At 67.9% G+C, this 24,804-nt stretch carries 27 protein-coding genes and 1 other RNA gene; 18 read left to right on the top strand and 10 right to left on the bottom strand.

Annotated elements, in window-relative coordinates:
* Window positions 1-358 precede the first annotated feature (358 nt).
* On the top strand, window positions 359-790 hold the full coding sequence (locus EO139_RS12050; RefSeq protein WP_104649338.1) for a hypothetical protein: 432 nt from the start codon (window positions 359-361) through the stop codon (window positions 788-790).
* Between the two features lie 32 nt (window positions 791-822).
* Here the strand turns inward: EO139_RS12050 and EO139_RS12055 are convergent, their stop codons facing one another.
* The gene (locus tag EO139_RS12055) at window positions 823-1,302 is read right to left on the bottom strand and encodes an Lrp/AsnC ligand binding domain-containing protein (protein ID WP_024940284.1); all 480 of its coding nucleotides are present in this window, start codon (window positions 1,300-1,302) and stop codon (window positions 823-825) included.
* A gap of 148 nt (window positions 1,303-1,450) precedes the next feature.
* Here EO139_RS12055 and EO139_RS12060 point away from each other — a divergent pair, with 148 nt between their 5' ends.
* Window positions 1,451-2,740 carry a D-amino acid dehydrogenase gene (locus tag EO139_RS12060; protein ID WP_104649339.1) on the top strand — a complete coding sequence of 430 codons (1,290 nt, stop codon included), beginning with the start codon at window positions 1,451-1,453 and terminating at the stop codon, window positions 2,738-2,740.
* On the top strand, window positions 2,740-3,840 hold the full coding sequence (gene alr / locus EO139_RS12065) for an alanine racemase (protein ID WP_126970816.1): 1,101 nt from the start codon (window positions 2,740-2,742) through the stop codon (window positions 3,838-3,840). The genes EO139_RS12060 and alr overlap by 1 nt, the downstream gene beginning before the upstream one ends.
* Before the next feature lie 389 nt (window positions 3,841-4,229).
* On the opposite strand, the gene EO139_RS12070 is transcribed toward alr, so the two are convergent.
* Window positions 4,230-4,805 (bottom strand): DUF3016 domain-containing protein, encoded by a 576-nt coding sequence (locus tag EO139_RS12070; RefSeq protein ID WP_126970818.1) that lies wholly within the window; start codon window positions 4,803-4,805, stop codon window positions 4,230-4,232.
* A gap of 249 nt (window positions 4,806-5,054) precedes the next feature.
* Here EO139_RS12070 and EO139_RS12075 point away from each other — a divergent pair, with 249 nt between their 5' ends.
* The 5 genes from EO139_RS12075 to EO139_RS12095 all read left to right on the top strand — a co-directional run bounded on the left by EO139_RS12075 (window position 5,055) and on the right by EO139_RS12095 (window position 9,777).
* Window positions 5,055-5,501 carry a hypothetical protein gene (locus EO139_RS12075; protein ID WP_164739831.1) on the top strand — a complete coding sequence of 149 codons (447 nt, stop codon included), beginning with the start codon at window positions 5,055-5,057 and terminating at the stop codon, window positions 5,499-5,501.
* The gene (locus EO139_RS12080; protein WP_016903448.1) at window positions 5,488-5,778 is read left to right on the top strand and encodes a hypothetical protein; all 291 of its coding nucleotides are present in this window, start codon (window positions 5,488-5,490) and stop codon (window positions 5,776-5,778) included. The genes EO139_RS12075 and EO139_RS12080 overlap by 14 nt, the downstream gene beginning before the upstream one ends.
* A 107-nt stretch (window positions 5,779-5,885) precedes the next feature.
* Window positions 5,886-7,919, top strand: coding sequence for a PAS domain-containing sensor histidine kinase (locus tag EO139_RS12085; RefSeq protein WP_164739836.1), 2,034 nt, complete (start codon window positions 5,886-5,888; stop codon window positions 7,917-7,919).
* A 127-nt stretch (window positions 7,920-8,046) separates the two neighbouring features.
* The gene (locus tag EO139_RS12090) at window positions 8,047-8,355 is read left to right on the top strand and encodes a DUF3247 family protein (RefSeq protein ID WP_104562110.1); all 309 of its coding nucleotides are present in this window, start codon (window positions 8,047-8,049) and stop codon (window positions 8,353-8,355) included.
* An 87-nt stretch (window positions 8,356-8,442) separates the two neighbouring features.
* Window positions 8,443-9,777, top strand: a complete 1,335-nt coding sequence (locus EO139_RS12095; protein ID WP_104649342.1) for a sorbosone dehydrogenase family protein — start codon at window positions 8,443-8,445, stop codon at window positions 9,775-9,777.
* 87 nt (window positions 9,778-9,864) lie between these two features.
* Here EO139_RS12095 and EO139_RS12100 read toward each other — a convergent pair whose 3' ends face one another.
* Complete coding sequence (locus EO139_RS12100) at window positions 9,865-10,125, bottom strand: hypothetical protein (protein ID WP_104583227.1); 261 nt, start codon at window positions 10,123-10,125, stop codon at window positions 9,865-9,867.
* 193 nt (window positions 10,126-10,318) lie between these two features.
* Between EO139_RS12100 and EO139_RS12105 the strand changes: the two genes are divergently transcribed.
* The gene (locus tag EO139_RS12105) at window positions 10,319-11,386 is read left to right on the top strand and encodes a class I SAM-dependent methyltransferase (RefSeq protein WP_126970822.1); all 1,068 of its coding nucleotides are present in this window, start codon (window positions 10,319-10,321) and stop codon (window positions 11,384-11,386) included.
* The gene (locus tag EO139_RS12110; RefSeq protein ID WP_119131752.1) at window positions 11,383-12,096 is read left to right on the top strand and encodes a pseudouridine synthase; all 714 of its coding nucleotides are present in this window, start codon (window positions 11,383-11,385) and stop codon (window positions 12,094-12,096) included. The genes EO139_RS12105 and EO139_RS12110 overlap by 4 nt, the downstream gene beginning before the upstream one ends.
* A gap of 53 nt (window positions 12,097-12,149) precedes the next feature.
* Here EO139_RS12110 and EO139_RS12115 read toward each other — a convergent pair whose 3' ends face one another.
* From EO139_RS12115 to EO139_RS12140, 6 genes are all read right to left on the bottom strand, one after another.
* Window positions 12,150-12,956 (bottom strand): SDR family oxidoreductase, encoded by an 807-nt coding sequence (locus EO139_RS12115; protein ID WP_126970943.1) that lies wholly within the window; start codon window positions 12,954-12,956, stop codon window positions 12,150-12,152.
* Window positions 12,957-13,191: 235 nt separating this feature from the next.
* The gene (locus tag EO139_RS12120) at window positions 13,192-13,752 is read right to left on the bottom strand and encodes a DUF1415 domain-containing protein (RefSeq protein WP_104583230.1); all 561 of its coding nucleotides are present in this window, start codon (window positions 13,750-13,752) and stop codon (window positions 13,192-13,194) included.
* Between the two features lie 154 nt (window positions 13,753-13,906).
* A complete protein-coding gene (locus EO139_RS12125; protein WP_126970824.1) occupies window positions 13,907-14,728 on the bottom strand; it encodes an alpha/beta fold hydrolase in 822 nt (273 codons plus the stop codon).
* A complete protein-coding gene (locus tag EO139_RS12130; RefSeq protein WP_126970826.1) occupies window positions 14,715-16,454 on the bottom strand; it encodes an ATP-binding protein in 1,740 nt (579 codons plus the stop codon). The genes EO139_RS12125 and EO139_RS12130 overlap by 14 nt, the downstream gene beginning before the upstream one ends.
* Window positions 16,447-16,911 (bottom strand): hypothetical protein, encoded by a 465-nt coding sequence (locus EO139_RS12135; RefSeq protein ID WP_126970828.1) that lies wholly within the window; start codon window positions 16,909-16,911, stop codon window positions 16,447-16,449. Before EO139_RS12135 ends, EO139_RS12130 begins: the two co-directional genes overlap by 8 nt.
* Before the next feature lie 133 nt (window positions 16,912-17,044).
* Window positions 17,045-17,530 (bottom strand): YajQ family cyclic di-GMP-binding protein, encoded by a 486-nt coding sequence (locus EO139_RS12140; RefSeq protein WP_016903460.1) that lies wholly within the window; start codon window positions 17,528-17,530, stop codon window positions 17,045-17,047.
* A gap of 106 nt (window positions 17,531-17,636) precedes the next feature.
* Between EO139_RS12140 and EO139_RS12145 the strand changes: the two genes are divergently transcribed.
* From EO139_RS12145 to EO139_RS12170, 6 genes are all read left to right on the top strand, one after another.
* On the top strand, window positions 17,637-18,533 hold the full coding sequence (locus EO139_RS12145) for a DMT family transporter (RefSeq protein WP_126970830.1): 897 nt from the start codon (window positions 17,637-17,639) through the stop codon (window positions 18,531-18,533).
* A gap of 190 nt (window positions 18,534-18,723) precedes the next feature.
* The gene (locus EO139_RS12150; protein ID WP_104583235.1) at window positions 18,724-19,731 is read left to right on the top strand and encodes a methionine ABC transporter ATP-binding protein; all 1,008 of its coding nucleotides are present in this window, start codon (window positions 18,724-18,726) and stop codon (window positions 19,729-19,731) included.
* A complete protein-coding gene (locus EO139_RS12155) occupies window positions 19,728-20,423 on the top strand; it encodes a methionine ABC transporter permease (protein WP_104583236.1) in 696 nt (231 codons plus the stop codon). The genes EO139_RS12150 and EO139_RS12155 overlap by 4 nt, the downstream gene beginning before the upstream one ends.
* 136 nt (window positions 20,424-20,559) lie before the next feature.
* Entirely contained in the window at window positions 20,560-21,363 is an 804-nt protein-coding gene (locus tag EO139_RS12160) for a MetQ/NlpA family ABC transporter substrate-binding protein (protein WP_024940265.1), read from the top strand.
* Between the two features lie 62 nt (window positions 21,364-21,425).
* A non-coding RNA gene (locus tag EO139_RS12165) (sX9 sRNA) lies at window positions 21,426-21,502 on the top strand.
* Between the two features lie 25 nt (window positions 21,503-21,527).
* Window positions 21,528-22,085 carry a DUF1453 family protein gene (locus tag EO139_RS12170; RefSeq protein ID WP_104583237.1) on the top strand — a complete coding sequence of 186 codons (558 nt, stop codon included), beginning with the start codon at window positions 21,528-21,530 and terminating at the stop codon, window positions 22,083-22,085.
* A 267-nt stretch (window positions 22,086-22,352) separates the two neighbouring features.
* Here EO139_RS12170 and EO139_RS12175 read toward each other — a convergent pair whose 3' ends face one another.
* Window positions 22,353-23,024 carry an OmpW family outer membrane protein gene (locus tag EO139_RS12175; RefSeq protein WP_016901022.1) on the bottom strand — a complete coding sequence of 224 codons (672 nt, stop codon included), beginning with the start codon at window positions 23,022-23,024 and terminating at the stop codon, window positions 22,353-22,355.
* Window positions 23,025-23,208: 184 nt separating this feature from the next.
* Between EO139_RS12175 and EO139_RS12180 the strand changes: the two genes are divergently transcribed.
* Together EO139_RS12180 and EO139_RS12185 are read left to right on the top strand one after the other, a co-directional pair.
* Window positions 23,209-23,727: a DNA-deoxyinosine glycosylase gene (locus EO139_RS12180; protein ID WP_126970832.1), complete on the top strand. Its 519-nt coding sequence runs from the start codon at window positions 23,209-23,211 to the stop codon at window positions 23,725-23,727.
* Between the two features lie 233 nt (window positions 23,728-23,960).
* Window positions 23,961-24,755 carry a DUF2884 family protein gene (locus EO139_RS12185; RefSeq protein ID WP_126970834.1) on the top strand — a complete coding sequence of 265 codons (795 nt, stop codon included), beginning with the start codon at window positions 23,961-23,963 and terminating at the stop codon, window positions 24,753-24,755.
* The last annotated feature ends 49 nt before the right edge of the window (window positions 24,756-24,804 follow it).

The raw sequence follows: 24,804 nt of genomic DNA on the forward strand, positions 1-24,804 counted from the left end.
GATCCGCACCGAGATCGTCTGCGCGCGCTGGCAGGGGTGCCGCGCCTGCACTCGTGATGTGGGCGTTGTCGGCGTGGTTCAAGCGTGCGGGTGACCAAGCCCCTCTCCCGCCGGCCGGGGCGCGGAGCGGGGGTTGGGCTGAGGGTACGGCGGCGGGGCCATGGCCCCGTACTGATCGCCAGGTGTTGCACGCACCCTCATCCGGCGCTGCGCGCCACCTTCTCCCGCTGGGAGAAGGATGCTTTCGCGCCGCTATCACCTCACGAACGCGTTCATCCCGCAGCCAATCTCCCGCATTGCCGCAGCACATCGGCGCCCCCATCCAGTCGGTACTCCTCGATCAAGCACGGTGTCCGTCATGGCGATTCCTTCTTCGATGCGCGGCCTGCTGCTGTGTGGTCTGTTGCTTGCCGCAGGCGCGGCAACGGCGCAATCGGCCACCAGCACACGCGCGTCCAATACCCTGCAGCCGATCACCAGCCCCACGCCCGCCCAGCCCACGCTGACCGCACCGCGCGCCGTGCAGCCTGCGCCGGGCACGGCTCCGGTGCCCTCGCAGCTCGGCCAGCGCCCGTCCGCGCCCACCATTCCGACCCGTGGCCCGGCACAGACGCCGGTGGCACCGGCCGGCAGCCAGGTTGCGCCGGCCAGCGCGCCAATGGTCTACGACCGCAATGGCCGCTTGCTGCAGGGCATGCAGCCGGCTGGCGCCAACCGGGTGCTGGATACCAAGACCGGGCGCTACTACGACGCGGTTCCGGCCGGCGACGGCATGCGCGTGGTGCGCTGACCCACGCTGTCACGAATCCCGAATCCCAGCCATCAGCCCTCGATCGGCAACGCCAGGGTCTCCTTGACCTCTTCCATCACGATGTAGCTCTTGGATTCGCGCACATGCGGCATGGTCAGCAAGGTGCTGCCGAGCAGCTTGCGATACGACGCCATCTCGCTGATGCGCGCCTTGAGCAGGTAGTCGAAATCGCCCGACACCAGATGGCATTCCAGCACGTTGGGCAGCTTGAGCGCGGCGCGGCGGAACTCCTCGAAGATGTCGCCGGACTTGTAGGCCAGGCTGATCTCGACGAACACCAGCAGGCTGGCCTTGAGATAGTGCGGGTCCAGCCGCGCGTAGTAACCGGTGATGGCGCCATCGCGCTCCAGCCGGCGTACGCGCTCGGTGCAGGGGGTGGTCGACAGACCCACCCGCTCGCCCAGTTCGGTAAAGGAAATCCGCCCCTCCTGCTGCAGGATGCGCAGGATCTTGCGGTCGATCTTGTCCAGCTCGCGCGTGCGGGTCGTCATCGGGTCTGCTTCCACAAGTTTTGACAGGAGGATTCACTGCCAAGGTGCGCTGATTCCAGAAATGGCACTGCCTGGCTCGCAATATACTGCGTCTAACTATCCCCCTCGGCGCCTGGTTGTGGGGGAATACCCTTTCCAGGAGAACGACATGCGGGTGCTCATTCTCGGTAGCGGCGTCATCGGCACCACCACGGCCTGGTATCTGGCGCAGGCCGGTTGCCAGGTCACCGTGGTCGACCGCCAGCCGGCGGCGGCGTTGGAGACCAGCTATGCCAACGCCGGCCAGCTGTCGTTTGGCTACACCTCGCCATGGGCTGCGCCGGGTGTGCCCGGCAAGGCGATGAAGTGGCTGTTCGAGCAGCATGCACCGTTGTCGATCCGGCCCACCCGCGACCTGCGACAACTGGCCTGGCTCAGCCAGATGTTGCGCAACTGCACCGCCGAGCGCTATGCGGTGAACAAGGCGCGCATGGTGCGCATGTCCGACTACAGCCGTGATTGCCTGAACGCATTGCGTGCCAGCACCGGCATCGAATTCGAGGGTCGCCAGCTCGGCACCACCCAGCTGTTCCGCACCCAGCAGCAACTGGATGCCGCCGCGCAGGACATCGAGGTGCTGGCCCAGTACGGCGTGCCCTACGAGCTGCTGACCCCGGCGCAGATCGCGCAGTTCGAGCCGGGCCTGGCCGGCGGTGGCGCGCAGATGGCCGGTGCCTTGCGCCTGCCCGAAGACCAGACCGGCGACTGCCGGCTGTTCACCCAGCGCCTGGCCGAACTGGCCACGCAGGCCGGGGTGGAGTTCCGCTACGGGCAGCAGATCGAGCATCTGCAGCACGCAGGTGGGCGCGTCACCGGCGTGCAGATCGATGGCCGCATCGAAACCGCCGACCGCTACGTGCTGGCGTTGGGCAGCTATTCGGCCGACCTGCTGCTCTCGCTCGGCCTGCATCTGCCGGTGTATCCGCTCAAGGGCTACTCGCTGACCATTCCGATCGTGGACGCGCAGCGCGCGCCGACCTCCACGGTGCTGGACGAGAGCTACAAGATCGCGCTGACCCGCTTCGACGACCGTATCCGCGTCGGCGGCATGGCCGAGGTGGCCGGCTTCGACCTGTCGCTGAATCCGCGCCGCCGCGCCACGCTGGAGATGGTGGTCAACGACCTGTTTCCCGGGGCCGGCGATCTGGCCCAGGCCGAGTTCTGGACCGGCCTGCGCCCGGCCACGCCGGACGGCACGCCGGTGGTCGGCGCCACGCCGTATGCCAACCTGTTCCTCAATACCGGCCACGGCACCCTGGGCTGGACCATGGCCTGTGGGTCTGGCCGCTACCTGGCCGACCTGATGCAGGGCCGTACGCCCGACATCGATAGCGAAGGCCTGGACATCTTCCGTTACCTGTCGCCACGCAGCGCACGCGCGCAGCAGGAGGCCGCGTAGTGCGTCCTGCGCAAGCGTTGATCGACTTGGACGCATTGCGTCACAACTACCGCCTGGCCAGGCGCCTGGGTAACAGCAAGGCCCTGGCGGTGCTCAAGGCCGATGCCTACGGCCACGGCGCAGTGCGCTGCGCGCAGGCGCTGGACGGCGAGGCCGACGGCTTTGCGGTGGCCTGCATCGAAGAAGCGCTGGAGCTGCGCCATGCCGGCATCCGCGCGCCGATCCTGCTGCTGGAAGGGTTCTTCGAACACGACGAACTGCGCCTGATCGCCGAGCACGATCTGTGGACGGTGGTGGCCACGCCGCAACAGGTGCGCGCGCTGGCCGAATTCCAGAGCCCGCGCCCGTTGCGGGTGTGGCTGAAGCTGGACAGCGGCATGCACCGGCTGGGCCTGTCGCCGGAAGATTTCCGTGCGGCGTGGCTGCGTCTGCGCGGGCTGCCGCAGATCGCCTCGCTGGTGCTGATGACCCATCTGGCGCGCGCCGACGAGCTGGAGTGCAGCCGCACCGACGAACAGGCGGTGGCGTTCGCGCTGACCGCCGGCGGCATGCCTGCGGAAACCAGCCTGCGCAATTCGCCCGGCCTGCTTGGCTGGCCGGCGCTGCGCAACGACTGGTCGCGTCCGGGGTTGATGCTGTACGGCGCAAACCCGTTCCCGCAGGACACCGACATCACCGCGCAGCTGCGCCCGGTGATGACGCTGCGCTCGCGCATCATCTCGGTGCGCGAGCTGCCGGCCGGCGAGCCGGTGGGCTACGGCGCACGTTTCGTCGCCGAACGGCCGACCCGCGTCGGCGTGGTGGCGATGGGCTATGCCGACGGCTATCCGCAGTTTGCCCCCAACGGCACGCCGGTGCTGGTGGATGGACAGGTCTGCCCGCTGATCGGCCGCGTGTCGATGGACATGCTGACCGTGGATCTCACCGAGCATCCGCAGGCCGACATCGGTGCCAGCGTGCAGCTCTGGGGAGACGCGCCGCGCGTCAGTCCGCTCGCAACGCAGTGCAATGTCAGCGCGTATCAGTTGCTGTGCGGACTCAAGCGCGTGCCGCGGGTGTATGTGGGCGAGGCTGCAGTGGGCGAGGGCCTCACGCGGTGAGGTGTCTCGCTTCTCCCATCGGGAGAAGCTGCCCCGAAGGGGAGGATGAGGAGACGTGCGAAGCCACAGGCACTTGGAACGACACGTGGGCTTCGCCCCATACCCTTACCCCAACCCCCGCTCCGCGCCCGGCCCGCGCCAGCAGCGCGGGCACTCCAAGGCCCGCGCGCCAATGGCGCGCAGGCAGTGCCTTATCGCCCCGCCGGGAGAGGGGCGATAAGGGGTTGTCGTACGCCGGAAGTGCGCTAGTAACTCCTATGGCGCTGTTAACCGTCATGGCATTGCGGATGCGTAATCGCCTTGCGCGCTATGAATAAAAACGGCGCGTCGCGACGCGCCGTTCTCACACAAAGCCGAGTTGCTTTTCTGGCGCCGTCAGCACCAACCAATCACAGCCCGGCCGTGTTCCGGTCGCCGCGGAACTGCTTGCGCACCCAGTCGTCGATCATCGCCTTCTCGAAGCGCAGCGGGTCGCTGTCGGTCAGGCGCGGCCCGCTCATCAGAAACGCCGAATCCACCAGCTTGCGTTCGCCCTGGTCGATCACCTGGCCATCGGCGCCGGTCAGCGTGTAGTTGAAGCTCAGGCGCGGCGGGTAGATGTCCTTGACGATGCGCACGTCCTGCATGCGCGGCCCGCGCCAGGGCTCGTACTGGCCGGCGCGTCGGATGTCGGTGATGGTCACGCTCAGGTGCTGGCCGTCGGGGAGTTTGCGCGCGGCGCTCTGCTGGAAATAGCTCGCCAGCTGGGTGACCCAGTCGCCACGCTGTGCTTCCCAGCGGTTGCCGCTGAAGCGCACTTCGGAAAACTGTGCCGGATCGGTCCAGCGGACATCGACCTTGCCGTCGCCGCTCACCGCGCGCGGCGCCTGTGGATCGGTGACGTTACGTATACGTGCCTGCGCGCCGGTTGCCGCGAGCAGTCCTGCCAGCAACAGGCTGGCGCCGCAAAGGCTGGAACGTTTCATGGAAAGTCTCCAAGCGGAAGGTACGTGGAAGTACCGGGCGTTTGTGCAGTGTGGGGGCGCGTCTGCTTGCCGGCAACGCTTGCCGCGCAAGGCCTGGCAGGCCATTGCCACGCGGTTAATCCGCGGCGTCGGCACCATGACGGCGGGTTCACTGCGCCTGCGCCTGCGCTTCACGGCGCAGCCGGGAAGATCGCCAGCATGGACACCCACTCTTTCCGCACAAAATCAGCCTCTTCGGCGCCGGCACATATGCCGTCGGACGTGCGCCTGCAGTTCATCGACTGGGCGAAGCAGCACGGCCACAACCCCGCCACCGGGGCGGCCGCCTTCGTCGCCCTGCAAAGCGAGGTGGACCTGGATCTGGCAACGCGCACGCTGCGCCTGGCACCGGGGGCCTCGCCGCGCGAGGCCTTGCGCGAGCACCTGGCCGCGTTGGCGCGCCAGGGCGACGTGGCGGTGCAGTTCCCGCCGGTCTACGCCTACATCGCTGCCAACGGGCTGGAGTATCGCTACTCGCTGATGCTGGTGATTGCCGAGGATTGCGTTGAGTGGACCGGGCGGGTGTGGCAGGACCTGGATTACCAGGGAATGCTCACCGGCCGGGGCCAGGGTCCGCGTGCCAACTACACCCAACTGGCGCGGATGGCGCTGGAACACGAGCTTGATCAGGAGCGTCCCCGTTATGTCCAGGCATGAACTCGAACTGCAGCTGCCGCTGGGCGCACAGGTCGCCACCGGCGAAGATGGTTTCAGCGAGCGCTGCCGCAGCGAATGCGCCAAGCTCGGCCTGTCGCGGGTGAGGCTGCTGTTGCTCGATGCCGAGTACGCGCGCTCCACCGCCTGGCGCGAAGAAGCGCAGCGCTGGATGGACGAGCAATTGCGCCGCGAAGGCGAGTGGGTGTTCCGCGGCGTGATCGCCGGGATCGTGGTGCTGGCGGCATGCATCGCGCTGTGCGCGGCGCTGTTGTGGTGATCGCCGGGGAACCGGCTGGATGCGTGTGAACCGGGTCGGCTGGCTGTGCACCCGCTGACGACACCGTGCGTGCTTTCATCTGCCCGTCATCCGCCCTGGCATCACCCCTGGATCCCGATTTGAGCACCTCGACCACCCGCCCCGATCTGGCCACCGGCCTCCCGGCAGCATCCGCCGAGCCCTTCCTCGACCCGGGGATGTACCACGAGATCTTCCATAACCTGGATGCGGGGTTTTGCGTCATCGACATGGTGTTCGACGGCGACCAGGCCGTCGATTACGTGTTCCGCATGACCAATGACGCGTTCGAGCGTTACACCGGTCTGTCTGACGTGGTGAACGTGTCCATTCGCGGCATGCTGGCCGACCACGAACAGGAGTGGTTCGACCGCTACGGCCATGTCGCCCGCACCGGTAACCGCATCCACTTCGAAATGCAGGCCAAGGCGCTGCGCCGCTGGTACTCGGTGGATGCGTTCCGGGTCGGTCAGCCGGAGCAGGCGCGGGTGGCGGTGTTGTTCATGGACATCACCGAGCGCAAGCGGGTGGAGCGCGAGCTGGCCGAGAGCGAGGCCCGCTTCAGCGCGCTGGCCGACGGCCTGCCGATGCCGGTCTGGGTGCTGGACGCGCAGGGCGTGGTGCGCTTCGTCAACAGCGCGTATGGCGAATTTTTCGGCATCGACATTTCCAGCGGCACGGTCTCGGCCTGGAGCGAGTTGCTGCATCCGGACGACCTGTCGATCTTCCAGTTCGAACTCGCCGCCGCGCTGGACGAACAGCGCGGCCTGCACGCGCTGGTGCGTGCGCGGCGCCACGACGGACAGTGGCGCTGGATCGAGATGACCGCCACGCCGCGCTACTCGGCCGACGGGCGCTTCATCGGCCTGGCCGGCAGCAGCCCGGACGTGACCGAACAGCGCGAGATCGAACTGGCGCGCGAGCAACTGCTCGAATCCGAGCGCAGTGCGCGCAACGAAGCCGAGAGCATGGCGCGGCTCAAGGACGAATTCCTGGCCACCTTGTCGCACGAATTGCGCACGCCGCTGACCACCATCCTGGGGTGGAGCGAGCTGTTGCTGCAGCGGGTCGAGGAAGGCCATCCCAACTACAAGGGCCTGTCGGTGATCGCCAGCAGCGCCCGTGCGCAGAAACGCCTGATCTCGGACATGCTCGATCTCAGCAGCATGTTGCTGGGCAAGGTGCAGCTGGAGGTCGAGTCGCTGGACCTGGCCGAGCAGGTGCGCGAAGCCTTGAACACCCAGGAGCTGGCGGCCGAGGGCAAGGACCAGGTGCTGGAGGTGCATGCCCCGTCGACGCCGTGCCTGGTGCTTGGCGATGCCACGCGGCTGCAGCAGGTGTTGTGGAATCTGCTGTCCAATGCGATCAAGTTCACTCCGGCGCATGGCCGCATCGACGTCACCATCGAGCGCGACGATGGCCACTTGCTGGTGTCGGTGCGCGATTCGGGCGACGGTATCGCAGCCGAATTCCTGCCGCATCTGTTCGGCCGGTTCCGCCAGGCCGACGGCACCACCACGCGCCAGCACGGCGGCCTGGGCCTGGGCCTGGCGATCGTGCAGCAGCTGGTGGAAATGCATGGCGGCCAGGTCAGCGCCACCAGTGGCGGGCGCGGCAAGGGCGCCACGTTCACGGTGCGCCTGCCCGAGCATGTTCCCGACCAGGCCAGGCGTCCGCGGCGCGAGCTGCGCCGGCGGCTGATGTCCGAGCAGATCATCGAAGCGCGTGCGCTCAATGGCCTACGCCTGCTGGCGGTGGAAGATCAGCCGGACATGCTCGACTACCTGCGCCGCCTGCTGGAAGAGCAGGGCGCCGAAGTGGTCACCGCCGGCAGCGCCACCGATGCGCTGGCATTGATCGATCATCGCGGCCACGCACGCTTCGATCTGATGCTGACCGACATCGGCATGCCGGGCATGGACGGCTACGGGCTGATCCGCACCGTGCGCGACAACCTGGGGCTGGATGCGGCGGCGCTGCCGGCCGTGGCAGTGACCGCACTGGCACGCGACGACGATCGCAAGCGCGCGCTGGACTCCGGTTTCCAGGAGCATCTGGCCAAGCCCTACAGCGTCGCCCAGCTAGTCACCGCGGTGCGCGCCGCGCGCGAATCGGTGGAGTGAGGCCGAAGGCGGGTCTGATGTCGCGCCGTCGCGGCGACAGATCCGCCACCGGCCGAAGGGGGCTGTTTGCTGCCTCTTTCACAGCATGTGGCCTAGCGTGATGCACTCCCTCGATGGAGATGACGCCATGTCCAGATACGCCCCGCACGTCTATTCGGAACAAGTGCAGATCGCCACGCTCGAACATTGGGTCTCGCTGCTCGGTGGCCAGGAGCGCGTCCGCGTCGAGCTCGACGACGGCAGCACGATCAGCGGCACCGTCGCGGTGCGCCCGAGCATCCAGACCTACCTGGACGACCAGCAGCGCGAAGGGCTCAACGGCCAGCTGCGCATCGACCAGCTGGACGCCGCACAGGAGCCGCACTGGATCTGGATGGACCGCATCGTGGCCGTGCATCCGTTGCCATTGGGCAGTGATCCGCAAGCCGCGCCCTGAACGATGCATTGACGATGTGTTTACTTCTCGTCCTGGCGGTGACGGCATGATGGCCGATTGTCGCAACTGTTCAGGATTGCCCGCGCAATGAATGCTCCCGCGTTGAAGCTCGCCCGCTGGCCGCTGTCGTTACTGACCGTCGCCGTCCTCGCCGCCTGCGGCGACACCGCCACGCTTGCCATCGAACAGGGGACCGGGCCGAACCCGCAATTGCCCGAGCCGGTCAAACGCCTGATCCCCACCGTCAAGGTGGCGCCGGTCAAGCGCTGGACCGAGAACGCCAAGCCGATCGCCGCCGACGACCTGCAGGTTGCCGCGTTCGCGCGTGATCTGGACCACCCGCGTTGGATCTATGTGCTGCCGAATGGCGACGTGCTGGTGGCCGAAACCGCCGAGCCGCCAAAACCGGACAGCGCCGAAGGCGGTGGCATTCGCAAGAAGGTGCAGGGCGCGATGATGAGCAAGGCCGGTGCCGTGGTGCCCAGCGCCAACCGCATCACCTTGCTGCGCGATGCCGACGGCGACGGCGTGGCCGAAGTGCGTACCCAGTTCATCAGCGGCCTGTTTTCGCCATTCGGCATGGCCCTGGTCGGCGATCGTTTCTATGTGGCCAATGCCGATGCGCTGGTGAGCTTCCCGTACAAGCCCGGCGAGACGCATATCACCGCCAAGCCGACCTTCGTGGCCAATCTGCCTGGTGGGCTGAATCACCACTGGACCAAGTCGCTCCTGGCCAGTGCAGACGGCAGCAAGCTCTACGTCGGCGTCGGCTCCAACAGCAATGTGGCCGAAAACGGCATGGAGGCCGAACTCAACCGTGCGGCGATTCTGGAGATCGACCCGGCCACCGGCAGCAGCCGCGTGTTTGCCAGCGGCCTGCGCAATCCGGTCGGCACCGCCTGGGAACCGCAGAGCAAATCGCTGTGGGTCGTGGTCAACGAGCGCGACGAGATCGGCAGCGATCTGGTGCCCGACTACCTTACGTCGGTGCGCGATGGCGGCTTTTATGGCTGGCCGTACAGCTACTACGGCCAGCACGTGGACGAGCGGGTCAAGCCGCAAAACCCCGAGCTGGTGGCCAAGGCGCTCAAGCCCGATTACGCGTTGGGCCCGCATACCGCTTCGCTCGGTCTGAGCTTTGCCAGCGGAAGCCTGCTGCCGGAGCGCTTCCGGCAGGGCGCCTTCATCGGCCAGCACGGCTCGTGGAATCGCGATCCGCCCAGCGGCTACAAGGTGTTGTTCGTGCCGTTTGCCGACGGCAAGCCCAGCGGCACGCCGATCACCGTGCTGGATGGTTTCCTGGACGCCGAGGGCAATGCGCAGGGGCGCCCGGTGGGCGTGAGCCCGGACAATACCGGCGCGCTGCTGGTGGCCGACGATGTCGGGAACGTGATCTGGCGGGTGACACCGAAGACGCGCTGATCCAGGCCGTCAAACAGGAAAAACCGGGCCCAGGCCCGGTTTTTTCATGCGCGTTCCGCTATCGCGCGCGCTGTTGCGCCGGTGCGCTCAGCGCGGCGATTCGGGCGACGCGCTGAAACGTCGTGCATAGCCGCGTTCCTCGGTGATCCGGCTGATGTCTTCATCGGCCATCTCCGGCGCGCCATAGACCGCATACGCCACGCTGCCGTCATCGCGCTCGCCGACCTGATGCAGGCGATAACGCGGCCGGCCCGCGCCGGTGTTTTCGGGGTAATGCATCGGTGGCGGGGTGTCATCCAGATCCATTTCGCTGTTGTCGACCACTCCACCTACGAACAGGGCTCGCATCGCGTCTCTCCGGTATTGGTGTGATTCCAGCCTAGGTGGGCGGATGTTGCGTGCGCATCAATAGTCCGTATAGACATTGGAAGGGCCGCGGTCTGCAGGTCACGCAATCGAACGCCCGTTCAAGCCAGCACCAGGGCGGGGGGACAGGCAGTGCTCCCTTACAATGGCAGCCTGTTCCCGACCCGATGATCCGATGGCTGGCCCGCACGATGCCCCGCTTCAAGCCCTGTTTCTGCCCTTTGCCCAGGGCGTGCTGCCGTGGCCCAGCGGCCCGGTGCTGTTCCTGCGCGCGCGCGACGGCTTTCCGCTGCGCGCGCATGCGGCGGCCGATGCACTGACCTGCGAGCAGAGCTTTCGCCCGTTCGCCGAGGCGCTGGAGCGCAATGGCTGGAGCGTGCGCGAAGAGAGCCAGATCGAGGCCGACAGCACCCGTTACGCCCTGGTGCTGGTGCTGCCGCCGCGGCAACGCGAGGAAGCGCGTGCCTTGTTTGCGCGCGCAGTGGCGCTGGCTGCGCCGGGCGGCCGCGTGGTGGCCTGCCAGTCCAACAACGAGGGCGCGCGCTCGGGCGAGGCCGATCTGTGTCAGCTCACCGGCCTGGCCGGCAGCCTGACCAAGCACCATTGCCGCACCTACTGGAGCCCGCCGCTGCCCGCCGACACCGATGCGGCGCTGCAGGCGCGCTGGGCCGCGCTGGATGCGCCGCGCCCGATCCTGGACGGGCGCTTCGTCAGCCGCCCCGGTGTGTTCGCCTGGGACCGCATCGATCCTGCCTCGGCGCTGCTGGTCGAGCATCTGCCGGGCACGCTGGCCGGGTACGGTGCCGACCTGGGCGCGGGCTTCGGCTATCTGTCGGCCGAGGTGCTGGCGCGTTGTCCCAAGGTCACCGGACTGGATCTGTACGAGGCCGAGGCGCGTGCACTCACCCTGGCGCAGCGCAATCTGCAGGCCATCGCGCATCCGGCGCAGTTGCAGTACCACTGGCGCGACGTCACCGCCGGCCTGGCGGCGCAGTACGATTTCATCGTCAGCAACCCGCCGTTCCACACGCCTTCGCGCGCCGACCGCCCGGATATCGGTCAGCGCTTCATCGCCGTGGCCGCGCAGGCGCTGCGCCCGGGTGGGCAGCTGCTGCTGGTCGCCAACCGGCATCTGCCCTACGAATACGTGCTCAACGAAAGTTTCGGGCAGGTGCGCGTGGCCGCCGAACGCGATGGGTTCAAGCTGATTTCCGCCATCCGCGGCCGCGGAGCGCGCGCATGAAGCTGGTCAAGCACATCGCCAATCTCGGCTACGGCAGCCGCAAGCAGGTGACCCAGCTGTTTCGCCAGGGCGCGGTCACCGATGCCGCCGGCGAGGTGCTGTATGCCGACGACCAGGTGGAGCACGATGCGATCCGCATCGATGGCGAGCCGCTGGATCCGCCACCGGGTCTGAGCCTGTTGCTGCACAAGCCCGGCGGCTACACCTGCTCGACCAAGGACACCGGCCGGCTGATCTACGAACTGCTGCCGCCGCGCTTCCGCTCGCGCGCACCGGTGCTGGCGCCGGTGGGGCGGCTGGACCGCGAGACCAGCGGCCTGTTGCTGATGACCGACGACGGCGCGCTGCTGCACCGGATCATTTCGCCCAAGTCGGCGCTGGACAAGGTCTACGACGTCACCCTGGCCGAGGACCTGCGCGGCGACGAAGCGGCGCTGTTTGCCAGCGGCACGCTCCTGCTGGAAGGCGAAACCAAACCGCTGCTGCCGGCCGAACTGGACGTGCTCGGCCCACGCCAGGCACGCCTGACCTTGCACGAAGGCCGCTATCACCAGGTGCGGCGCATGTTCGCCGCCGCTGGCAACCACGTGGTGGCCTTGCACCGCAGCCGCATCGGTGGCTTGTCGCTGGATGGCCTGCCGTCCGGGCAATGGCGCGCGTTGGCGGCGGAGGATCTTGCGGTGTTGTTCGGCCGCGGTGCGCAGGCCTGAGCCGCCGCGGCCGTTGAGTGTGCATGCGCCGATCCTGGCATGCGCGGCACTCCCTAGACGTACTGCATCTTGCGCGACATGCCGCCATCGATGATGAAGTCCTGCCCGGTCACAAAGCCCGACAGCTGCGGCGACAGCAGATAGACCGCCAGTTGCGCGATGTCGTCCGGCGTGCCGACCCGTCCGGCCGGATGCTGGGCATGGTCGCGTCGCGACAATTTCGGTGCGCGCCGGCGCTGCGGCGCGCGCCAGGCGTCGGTGCTGATCCAGCCCGGGCTGATGCTGTTGACGCGTACCTGCGGGCCTTCGCTCAGCGCCAAGGCGTGGGTGAAGGCCACCAGCCCGCCCTTGGCGGCGGCATAGGCCTCGCTATGCGGCTCCGATTGCCAGGCGCGGGTGGAGGCGATATTGACGATCGCGCCGCCGCTCGGGGCCTGCGCCAAGGCGGGCAAGGCTTGCTTGCTGCACAGGAATGCGCCATGCAGGCTGGCCAGCCGGTGATTCCACTCGTCCCAGTCCAGTTGCGGCAGTGGCGCCACATGCGGATCGGCCACGCCTGCGTTGTTGACCAGGCCATCGAGTCGCCCGAAGCGCTTGAGCGCGGTAGCGATCAGGCGCGCTGCCTGCGGTTCGCGCGCGGCATCGCAGCGCACGAAGGCACTGCGCCGCGGCAACGCCCACTCCTGCAGGCAGGCCTTGCCGGCATCGGCATCCAGGTCGCCGATCACCACGCTGCCGCCGGCGCCCAGCACCGCCTGCGCGATGCCACGGCCGATGCCTTGGGCACCACCGGTGATCACCACCACGCGGTCCTGCAACGGGGAGGGATTCCATGCGGAGACGGCGGGAGTCAGCGGCATCGGGCGCACCATGGCAGTGAGGTCGCGCGCACTGTAACGCGGGCGCCGTGGTGGCCACAGCAACGCGATTCCCGCGTGCGGCCCGGGCATGCTGGTGCCTCCTGGTGCCTCCTGGTGTCTTACCGCGCCGTCATCGGTGGGCCGAGCTAGGGCGCGCCGGCACGGCGCCACGTGTCTCCGACGCGGCCGTCGCGGCCGTCCGGTACCGCTGGTGCCGCCGCACGCGCTGCGGCGGTCAGTGCTGCGATGCGCTCAACAACCGTTCCCAGCCGTCCTGGCCCAGGCGTTCCAGCGTCTGGATATTGCGTTCGACGATCACGTCCGGGTCCGGGAACGCGGCCACCGCGCGCTCCACGCTGTCTTCGCGCAGCAGGTGCAAGGTGGGGAAGGGCGAGCGGTTGGTGAAGTTGGCCACGTCATCCACCGCCGCGCCTGCGAACTGATAGTCCGGATGGAAGCTGGCCACCTGCAGCACGCCGTCCAGATCCAGCGCGTCCACCGCCGCGTCGGCGTTGTCGAGGAAGTCGTTGTAGTCCAGGAAATCGGTGAGCACGTCCGGATGCACGATCAAGGTGGTGTCGATCTGCTCGGCCGGCGTGTCGCGCAGCAGCACCAGCTCCTCGGCCAGTTGTTCGAGTAGCGCCTCGGGCGTGCTGGCATCGCTGAGCACCAGCCGCACCTGCTCCTTGACGTAGACCGCCTTGGCGAATGGACACAGGTTCAAGCCGATCACCGCGCGCTCGATCCACTGGCGGGTGGCGGTCAACGGATCAAGCGTGGCAGGCGTGGGCGTCATCGTGGCGGCGGCGTGATGGTGGGCCAGTGTATGCGATCGCTGCCGGCGCGGCCGCCCGTGCCGCTGCGGCGCCGCGCCGAGCAGGCGCGGCCGACACGGCGAGCGGAGTGCAGGGAAAACCCGCGGCAGTTGCAGCGCTCACGCGGATACGGCGTCATCGGCGTGCGCCCTTGAGGCCGACATGCGCGCGCAAGAATGCAATCGAGGCCCGCGCAACCGTATCGGCGTGCGGGGTCTTGTGCGGCGAGCCGATCGCATGCGCGCCGGTATCGAAGGCCATCGCGCAGGTGTGTGCCGGCGCGCTGCCGAGCGCGGCGAACATGGCCAGCATCGCCGGCACCGAGGCGGTTGGATCCTCCTCGCCGTTGGCAGCGCGGTAATAGCCCAGAAACACCGGGCAGCGCACGCGTGGCCACGGTGGATCGGCGGCAACCGCGTCGAACAGGCTGCGCAGCGCGCGGAAGCCGTCCGGGTGGATGGTGCTCGACCAGAACGCCAGGGACGCGGCGGTGCGCGGGCGTGGGTCGGTCAAGGGCGTTTGCGCGGCGCAGACCTGATCCAGCAGCGCCGGGTCGGCCGGCCGGATGCCCGGTGACCAGGCAATCACTGCGGCCACCGCATCGGGCCGTTGCGCCGCCAGCCACAAGCCCAGCGTGGCGCCCATGGACGAGCCGACGATCGCCACGCGCGCGCCCATGCGCTGCGCTTGCGCCAGCGCATCCAGTGCCGAGGCCTGCAACACCGCCGGCGTCAGCCCCTGCATCGCATCGGCCGCGCTGCGGCCATGCCCTGGCCACCGGTGCACGTACAGGTTGGCAGCCAGCGCATCGGCGATCTGCTCGGGCAGGTCGCCGGCTTCTCCCGGGCTGGCGGTGAACCCGTGCAGGTACAGCAGCGCCAGCGGTGTGCGCGTCTGCGCGCCGGCATGCCAGTGCTGGCGCGCCCCGTTGCCCGGTTTCAGGTCAGCCGGTTGCATGGGGGGCCTGCGCGCCCAGGATGGCCAGCAACTCGTGCGCGTTGATCGGCTTGGACAGATAGCCGGCAACGCCGGCGGCGGTGGCCTCGCGCATCGAATCGGTGCGGGTGTCGGCGGTCAGCACGATGATCGGCGGCAGGGCGGCGATCGCCTCGCGGGCCTCGCGCAGCGCGTCCCAGCCCGAGGTGCCGGGCATGTGCAGGTCGAGGAACACCAGGTCCGGCGCCGCTTCGCGGATGCGCTGCACCGCGTTGCTGCCATCGCTGTGAAAGCTCACCCGATGCCCGGCGCGGGTGAGCAGGTTGCCGATCACCAGCCGATTGGTGTCCAAGTCCTCGAACACCAGGCAATGCAGCGGCGGCACCGTCGCGGCATGCTGCTGCAGGGCCTCGCGCAGCGCCGGCGGTCGGCTGCGGTGCGCCGCGGCGGCAGCCAGCGCGAAGGTCCAGCGAAACACGCTGCCGCCGCCGGGATTGTCGCGCACGCTCAGGCTGCCGCCCATCGCGTCGGACACCGACAGCGCAATGTACAAACCCAGGCCGACCCCGCCCTCGGTGCGGCTGAAACCGGTGCTGAGCTGGGTGAAGGGGGTGAAGATGTAGGCCTTCTGGTCGTCGGCAATGCCGATGCCGGTGTCGGTCACGGTCACCGAAATCGCCCAGCGCTGCTGCACCTGCGTGGCGGCGAGCAGCACGTCCACCGACCCACCGGCCGGGGTGAACTTGATCGCATTGATGACCAGGTTGGTGATGACCTGTTCGATACGCCCCTCGTCGCCGATGAGGTCAGGCGTCTGCGCCGCATCGCTGCGCAGTTCCAGCGCCACGCCCTTGGTGGACGCGGCACTCGCACACACCGCTTTGACCGTGGCCAGCACATCGAGCAGGCTCAGCGGCTTGCTGTGCAGCTGCAGCCGACCACCGTCGATGCTGGCCACGTCGATCACTTCGTTCACGCGGTGGCGCAGCGCGATCGCATTGACCGTCATCGCCTGCATCAGTTCGCGTTGTTGTGCCGACAAGGTATCGCCATCGATCAGCTGCGCGCAGTTGATGACCGCGTTCAACGGTGTGCGCAGTTCGTGATTCATGGTGCTGATGAAGCGGCTCTGCGCATCGCGCGAGGCCAGCGCCTGCAGGGCGATCTCCTGCATCGCGCTGACGATGCGCGCCACCAGCAGCGGCAGTACCACGCTCAGCGCCACCGCGTACACGAAATAGGCAGGGCGCGAGAGCCAGTAGCCGGCCGGCGCGGTCAGCAGCATCAGCACGAAGGTGCTGAGCAGCACCGGCAGCGTCGCCTTCTGCCCGTAGCGCGCCACCGCGGCGATGGTGATGAAGGGAAGGAAGGCATTCAGCGACATCAGCAGGATGAAGGCCAGATAGGTCTGGATGCCGATGAACAGCAGGTTCATCGCAAACCCGACCGCATCCAGCCACTCGCCGGGCGGGATGAGCCGGCGTCGCACCAGCACCATCCAGACCACCGCCAGCCCCCACAGCATCGCCGCGGTGGGGAACACCGCCTGCGCATCCCTGACCAGCACCGGCTGCGGCCCGTACAGCCAGCCGAAACACCACAGGGCCACGATGGTCTGCACGATCACCCGGCCGACGCAGGCGCGGTATTCCAGGAACGATTCGAACAGCCGCACCAGCCGGTCGTTGCGCAGCTGCCGGGCGGCCAGAATCAGGCCGGGCGCTGCACGGTTGGATCCACTACGCATCGGGGCCGGTGTCGTCGTTGGGGAGGGTGCGTCGGTAATTCTTGACCAACAGGCCGGCCGCGGTCGCAATGGCGGTGTAGCGCTGCGCAAGCGCGCACCCGAGTTCGCCGCCGTCGACATCGCCGCGCAACTGGTCGCAGGCGTTCAGCAGTTCGGCAGAGCCGGTCAGCGAGAGCGTGTTCTTGAGCGAATGGATCTGCTCCAGCGCCTGCGCCCGGCTGGTGCTGGCCTGGCCGAGCGTGCAGCTGGCGATGGCGCGCTGCACTTCCGTCGCATAGGCATCGGCAAACGCTGCAGCCGCGAGCGGGTCCAGCCCGGCCAGCGTGTGCAGCGTCGAGCCGGCTTCGATGCGTGGCTGTGCGTGCGTCATGGCGCACGCCGTCCCGGCACCGGGCGGCGCCTGCGGCACCGTGGCCAGGTGCGCGCGTTGCAACAGGCTGGAGAGCAGGCCACGCATGCTTGCATCAGCTCCGTAACGCGCCGGCGCGCGCGTGGCCGATGCCCGGGTAACGGGCGGCCGACACACCGCGCTGCGCGGCCCGCCTGCACAGCGCGGCACAACAAGGCGCCGTGTCAGCCACAACGCGTGCTCAGTCGCGGAAGTTGTCGAACTGCAACGGCAGCTCGAAATCGGCCTTCTTCAGCAGCGCCATCGCATCCTGCAGGTCGTCGCGCTTCTTGCCGCTCACGCGCAGCTTGTCGCCATTGATCTGCGCCTCGACCTTGAGCTTGGCCTCCTTGAGCTTGGCGACCAGCTGCTTGGCCTGTTTCTGCTCGATGCCCTGCTTGACGGTGACCTTCTGGCGCGCACCGGCCAGGTTGGTCTCCATGTCGCCGAACTCCAGACAGCGCACGTCGATGCCGCGTGCCAGCAGGCGCGCGCGCAGGATGTCGGTCATCTGCTTGACCTGGAAGTCGCTGGGCGCGGACTGGTTGATCGCCTTGCCGTCCTCCAGCTCGAACCTGGCTTCCACGCCCTTGAAATCGAAGCGCGTATCCAGCTCGCGATTGGCCTGGTCCACCGCATTGGTCAGTTCGTGCTTGTCGACTTCGGACACCACGTCGAATGAAGGCATGCAAAGCTCCTGCTCTCTATAAACAGCCGCCATTCTAGGGCATCGCGTCGTCGCCCCGGTCCACACGCGGTTGGCAGTCTGCGCGCAAGCGCAGCGATAATGGCCCATGCCCACCACCCGCTCTCCGCTTCCCGCCATCACCTGGATGGTGGCCGCCGTGGCCTGCTTCTCGCTGATGGACGCGGGAATGAAGCTGCTGTCGGCGCATTATCCGCCGCTGCAGGTCACCCTGCTGCGTGGCGCCGCCTCGCTGCCGTTCGTGCTGGTGTGGGTATTTGCCACCGCCGGCCCGCGCTCGATCGTGCCGGTGCGCTGGGGCCTGCACCTGCTGCGCGGGGTACTGGGCATGGTGATGATCGGCTGCTTCGTCTACGGCCTGAAGCGCATGCCGCTGTCGACCGCCTACACGCTGTATTTCGTCGCCCCGTTGCTGGTGGCGGCGCTGTCGGTGCCGTTGCTGGGCGAGCGGGTCGGGCCACGCCGCTGGACGGCGATCGGGATTGGCCTGGTCGGGGTGATCGTGGTGTTGCGCCCGGGCGTGGACGGGCTGATCTCGCTGCCCGGCCTGATGGTGCTGCTGGCGGCCACCGCCTATGCCATCGCCGCCATCAGCGTGAGTCTGCTGACCCGCACCGACACCCCGCAGGCGATGGTGGTGTCGTTCCTGCTGTTCATGGCGATCGGCGCCGGCCTGCTGGCCATTCCCGACTGGGTGCCGTTGCGGGGCGAGCACGCCTGGCTGATCGCCGGCATGGGCCTGGCTGGCGCACTGGGGCAGATTGCGCTGACCCAGGCCTTCCTGCGCGGCGAGGCCTCGATGATCGCGCCGCTGGAATACACCGGCCTGGTCTGGGTGATCGGCTTGGACTGGCTGCTGTGGCAGACCCTGCCCGATGGCTGGACCTGGACCGGCACCGGCATCATCGTCGCCAGCGGGCTGTATTTGCTGCGGCGGGAGCGGATACGGCAGGCGGATCGCCCGGCGGCGTTGGATAGGCCGTGATTCTGAAGTCGGGATTGGCGATTGGGGATTGGGGATTGGGGATTCGGGATTCGCAAAAGTCAGGGCGCCTTGCCGTTGCTCTAACGAATCCCCAATCCCGACTCCCGAATCCCCATGGTTAGAACCTAATGGAATATCGTCCGCAAACATTGACTGGTAGGCTTCACGGCCCCCCAATCGGCCACGCGCGGTGATCCAGTTTCAGCGCCTGCACAAGTCTTATTCCGTTGACGGTCGCCAGGTCGTGGCGCTGCATCCCCTCGACCTGCGGATCGGCCCCGGCGAGGTGTTCGGCATCATCGGCCACTCCGGTGCCGGCAAATCGACGCTGATCCGGCTGATCAACCGGCTGGAAGAACCCAGCGGCGGGCGGCTGCTGATCGGCGAGGAGGACGTCACCGCGCTGGACAGCCAGGGCCTGCGCGCGCTGCGCCGGCGTGTCGGGATGATCTTCCAGCACTTCAACCTGCTGTCCTCGCGCACCGTGGCCGGCAATGTGGCGTTTCCGCTGGAACTGGCCGGTACCCCGCGCGCCGAGGTCGATGCGCGCGTGGCCGAGCTGCTGGCGCGGGTCGGGCTGGAGCAGCACGCCGGCAAGTATCCGGCGCAGTTGTCCGGCGGGCAGAAGCAGCGCGTGGGCATTGCGCGCGCGCTGGCCACCCGGCCGCAGATCCTGCTGTGCGACGAAGCCACCAGCGCGCTGGACCCGCAGACCACCGCCTCGGTGCTGCAGCTGCTGGCACAGATCAACCGCGAGCTGGGCCTGACCATCGTGCTGATCACCCACGAGATGGACGTGATCCGCCGGGTCTGCGACCGCGTCGCGGTGCTCGATGCCGGCAAGCTGGTGGAAACCGGCCCGGTGACCGAGGTGTTCCTGCATCCGCAGCACCCCACCACCCGGCGCTTCGTGTCCGAGGCCGAACACGTGGACGAGGCCGAGCTGCATCGCGACTTCGCTGCGGTGGGCGGGAGCATCGTGCGGCTGACCTTCCTGGGCAACGGCACCTATGAACCGGTGCTCGGCCGCATCGCCCGCGAGACCGGGGTGGACTACAACATCCTGTCCGGGCGCGTGGACCGCATCAAGGACACCCCGTATGGGCAGCTCATCGTCGCCCTGACCGGTGGCGACCATAACGCGGCACGCGCCGGCTTCGTCGCCGCCGGCGTGCATGTGGAGGATTTGCGCGCATGACCCTGTCGATCGCGACAACCAGCGGGTTTTTCCGCAATCTCGACGCCGGCAAGTGGGGCGACATCGGCCAGGCCACCCTGGACACCCTGCTGATGCTCGCCGGCGCGCTGCCGCTCACGCTGTTGATCGGGCTGCCGCTGGGGGTGGCGCTGTTCCTGTGCGGCGCCCCGCAGCTGCGCCGCCGACCGGTGCTGTACGGCGTGCTCGCGGCAGTGATCAACCTGCTGCGCTCGGTGCCCTTCATCATCCTGATGATCGCGATGATTCCGCTGACGCTGACGCTGATGGGCACCTCCCTGGGCGTGCGCGGCGCGATCCTGCCGCTGGTGGTCGGTGCCGCGCCGTTCTATGCGCGGCTGGTGGAAACCGCCTTGCGCGAAGTGGACCGCGGGATCATCGAGGCCAGCCAGGCGATGGGCGCCACCACCCGCCAGCTGGTGCTGCGCGTGCTGCTGCCCGAAGCCCGTCCGGGCCTGATCGCCGGTGCCACCGTGACCACCATCGCGCTGATCGGCTTCACCGCGATGGGCGGTGCGATCGGCTCCGGCGGGTTGGGCGATGTCGCGTACCGCGAGGGCTATCTGCGCTCGCATTCGGATGTCGCGCTGATCACCGTGATCGCCCTGCTGGTGCTGGTGCAGCTGCTGCAGATGCTGGGCGACTGGCTGGTGGCGCGCTACAGCCGGCGCTGAGGTCTGCCGCGACCGGGTGCCGCGTGGCGCAGAGGGCCACGCAGGCCACACGCGCTTGCGAATCGCCGCTGCACCCGCGGTCTGCTAGGTTTACCTCTTGCGGCAGTGCCGCATTCCTCCTCCCACGGACCCCTACATGAGCACATTCGCGTTTCGTTCCCTCCTGGCTGCGGCCACGCTGGCCCTGGCTTCCTGTGGCGGTAGCGGCGGCAGTAGCGGCGGCGACACGCTGACGGTGGCCGCCACCGCGGTGCCACACGCCGAAATCCTGGAGGTGGTCGAACCGCTGCTGGCCAAGCAGGGCGTCAAGCTCGACGTGCGCGTGTTCAACGACTACGTGCAGCCCAACGACCAGGTCGTGCAGAAGCAGATCGACGTCAATTATTTCCAGACCGAGCCGTATCTGGATGCTTACAACCGCGACCGCAAGAGCCAGCTGGTGACCGTGGTCGGCGTGCATATCGAACCGTTCGGCGCGTATTCGCGCCGGTTCAAGGCATTGGCCGAACTGCCCAACGGCGCCGACGTGGTGATTCCCAACGACCCCAGCAACAACAGCCGCGCGCTGATCCTGCTGGACAAGGCGGGCGTGATCAAACTCAAGGATCCGAGCAACGCCCTGTCCAGCCAGCGCGACATCGTCGAGAACCCCAAGCAGCTGAAGTTCCGCGAACTCGACTCGGCGATGCTGCCGCGCGTGCTCGACCAGGTCGACCTGGCGCTGATCAACACCAACTACGCGCTCGACGCCGGCCTCAACCCGACCCGCGACGCGCTGGCGATCGAAAGCAAGGACTCGCCGTACGTGAACTTCCTGGTCTCGCGCCCGGACAACAAGGACGATCCGCGCGTGCAGAAGCTGGCCAAGGCCTTGACCAGCCCGGAAGTAAAGGCGTTCATCGAGCAGAAGTACAAAGGCGCGGTGTTGCCGGCGTTCTGAGAGCGGCTAACAAACCGACCGCGCTCACCGCCAGGCGGGCGCGGTCGGTGCTCGGCGTCGGCATGCACCACGCGGACACGTCGGTTCCGAGCGCGCCGTCCACGTCCACCTGACGGCCGCGCGCTACGTCGTGCTGGTCACTCCTTGCCGCCACCGAGCATCCGATGCCACTTCTCCTCGCCATTCCGCTGGCCGTGATCATCGCCCTGGCGGTACTTGCGGTGCTGTTGCCGTTGTCGCTGGTGCAGCGCTTTCGTGTCGGTACCGCGCGGCGGCAGGCACGTGGCTGGCTGTTGATGATCAATCTGGTCTCGGCCGGCCTGTCCACCGTGTTGTTTGTGATCTTCGTACTGATCGCTGCCGCGTTCTGGCCGGGCGCGATCAGCCACGCCGCCTTCGGCTGGGCCTGCGGGCTGGCGCTGGGCTTGCTGGCGTTGCGCCTGACCCGCTTCGAGCGCACCCAGCAGGGCCTGTTCTACCGGCCCAACCTGTGGCTGGTGCTGGCCCTGACCGCGCTGGTGGTGGTGCGCGTGATCGCGGGCATGGTGCAGGGGTGGCGCAGCACCTGGCAGGGAGCGGCCTGGCCAACGGAAGGGTGGCTCAGCCACGCCAGCCTGTTGGGCGCGGCCGGCGTCTTGCTCGGCTACGCGCTGGCCTATGCCACCTTGCTGTGGTGGCGCTGGCGCAGTGCGCGCCTGCGCGGCAGCGTCTACTGGCGGTGAGCTGGCGCGCGTACGTAGCGAATGGCGATGCTTCACTGGCACTGGCACTGGCACCACCGTTATCACCCGCACCGGCGATCGCAATCGCGCTGGTATGGAAGGGCACGGACGTGGGCGGGCTACCCCTCGCACGCAGCGTTCCCACGCAGATCGCGTGCGAGATTCAGCGCTTCGCAATCGATGCAGCACCGCGCTTTCCACGCGCATAAAAAAACGGGCCTTGCGGCCCGTTTTTGTTCGACTGAAACGTCGCTTGCCTGCGCGTGCTTAGAAGCGCGCGCCGACGCCGAAGCCGACGGTCCACGGATCCAGTTCCAGCTCGCTGCCGGTGCCCTGGCCGCCCACGCGCAGTTCCGGACGCGAACGCATGTAGCGGGCGTCGGCACGTGCGAACCAGGTGGAGTTGATGTTCATGTCCACGCCGACGGTGCCGATGACACCCTTGGCGGTGTCCAGGCCCACGTGCTGGCCGGTGGCCGACGCCGCGTCGATCTTCTCGTTGCTGAAGTTCGACTCGTAGTAGCCCACGCCCACGAACGGACGGAACACGTTATCGGCCTGGCCGAAGTGGTACTGGCCGCTGATGGCGATCGGCTGCTGCTCGACGGTACCGATCTTGCCCACGCCATCGGCGTTGACACGGTGGTTGAACTTGTCGGCGGCGCCCCACAGCTCAACGGCCCAGTTGTCGTTGATGTAGTAGCTGGCGCTCAGCGTCGGCGCCGGGCCGCCATCCACGTCCAGGCCCGGGGCCGGATCGTTCTTCGGCTTGATCAGCGCAACACCGCCGACCACTGCCCAATGCTTTCCGGAGGCGCTGTCGGCGCTGGTGGAAGCCGAGGAGGTATCGCCGGTGTAGGTGGTGTCTTGTGCAAATGCAGACGGGGCAAACGCAAGTGCGGATACGGCAGCCAGGCTCAGGATGGAAATGGCACGCATTGGGGGTCTCCTCAGTATTCTTGTTGGGCCCGTGGAGTGGGCCGCGCCAAAGCTATTCCTGAAAATCTGAATCCACGCCCACCCGTGGCTCGCTAAAATTTCGTTTGTTCAGCAAGTTTCCGGAGAAGGCCGTGGCTGCAATGGGCAAGCTGAAAAAGGCATTCACGCAGATGCGACCGTTGTGATGAAAACCGACGTCTTGCAGGGCCTTCCAGCGCACATTCCTAACGATTGCCGTGTCCTGGTGCTCGGCTCGATGCCCGGCAACGCCTCGTTGCAGGCATCGATGTACTACGCCCATCCGCGCAACCGTTTCTGGCCGCTGATGCAGGCATTGCTGGGCATCGATGCCGGGTTGGCGTATCCGGCCCGGCTGCAGGCGCTGGCCGGCTGCGGGATCGGCCTGTGGGATGTGATCGGCCAATGCGCGCGGCGCGGCAGCCTGGACACGGCCATCGTCGCCAGCAGCATCGTGGTCAACCCGCTGGCGGCGCGGCTGGCCACGCTGCCGCAGCTGCGCGCAGTGGCCTGCAATGGCGCGGCCGCCGCGCAGGCATGGCGCCGGCATGTGTGGCCGCTGCTGCCGGTTGCGTTGCATGCCGTGCCGATGTGGGCGTTGCCATCCACCAGCCCGGCCAATGCGGCATGGTCGCTGCCACGGCTGTGCGACGCCTGGCAGCCGCTGCGCGACGCGCTGGATTAACGAGGTTGGATCGCCACCCAGCCATTCCACGATCGAGGCATCCGTGGGGCGAAGGGCGCCGTTGGCGCCAGCTGCCCGCATGCGGCCGGTCCAGCCAGCACGTGTGAGCACCGCAGTGCCGGCCGTGCTGGCGACGGCGCAGCCAGCGGCCGGAAGTCATGCCAGCCTCCGGCACGGGCAAGTGCGCCACGTGCGCAGGCATGCTGCCCCCAACCCATAACGGAAACGACCAGATGGCGATCAAGCACGCACGACCGAGGGCAGCGGGCCTGCTGCTGGGCCTGCTGGTCGCCGGACAGGCCGCCAGCGCCGACGATCTGCACTGCAACGTCAGCAGCGACTACGACCTCACGCTCAACCCGCGCAGCGTGATCCTGATCCGCACCCCGGGTACCTCGGACACGTCGGACACGTCGGACACGTCGGGCGCGCCGCAGCGGCTGGTGCTGCGTCAGGGCGCGTTGTTCGTCGACGACCGCTGGGTCGCATTGAGCGCGGACGATCGCGCCCGGTTGATCCAGTTCGAGCGGCAGACCCGCGAGGTAGTGCCGCTGGCGCAGGAGGTCGGGCGCGAAGCGGCCGATATCGCCGTCACCGCGCTGGGCGAGGTGGCGGCCGGCTTCAGCCGCAGCCCCGAGGCCACGCGCGTGCAACTGGCGGCCGTGCGCGAAAAGATCGACACGCGCCTGAAGCAGAGCTTCGGGAAAAGCCAGCTGACCTCGATCGATATCGATGACGACATCGGCGCGATGGTGGCCGAGCTGCTGCCGCAGCTGATCGGCGATGTCGTCGCCGGCGCGGTGCAGTCGGCACTGACCGGAAACGATCTGCAGCTGCGGTCGCTGGAGGGGGTGGAAACGCGCATCGAGCGCCTGATCGAGCCGCAGGCGCGTGCACTGCGACCACGCGCGCAACAGCTGTGTGCACGGGTCGAAGCGCTCGACGGCCTGGACAATGCGCTGGCGTATCGTTTGCCCTCGGGTGAGCCATTGCAACTGTTGCGGGTCGATCGCCACGCGTCGAAATGATCCTGCGCCTGCGCCTGCGAACGCTGCGTCCCGCCCGATGCGCGACTTT

The organism is Xanthomonas sp. BRIP62411, assembly GCF_003993525.1.
Classification (GTDB): Bacteria; Pseudomonadota; Gammaproteobacteria; order Xanthomonadales; family Xanthomonadaceae; genus Xanthomonas; species Xanthomonas euroxanthea.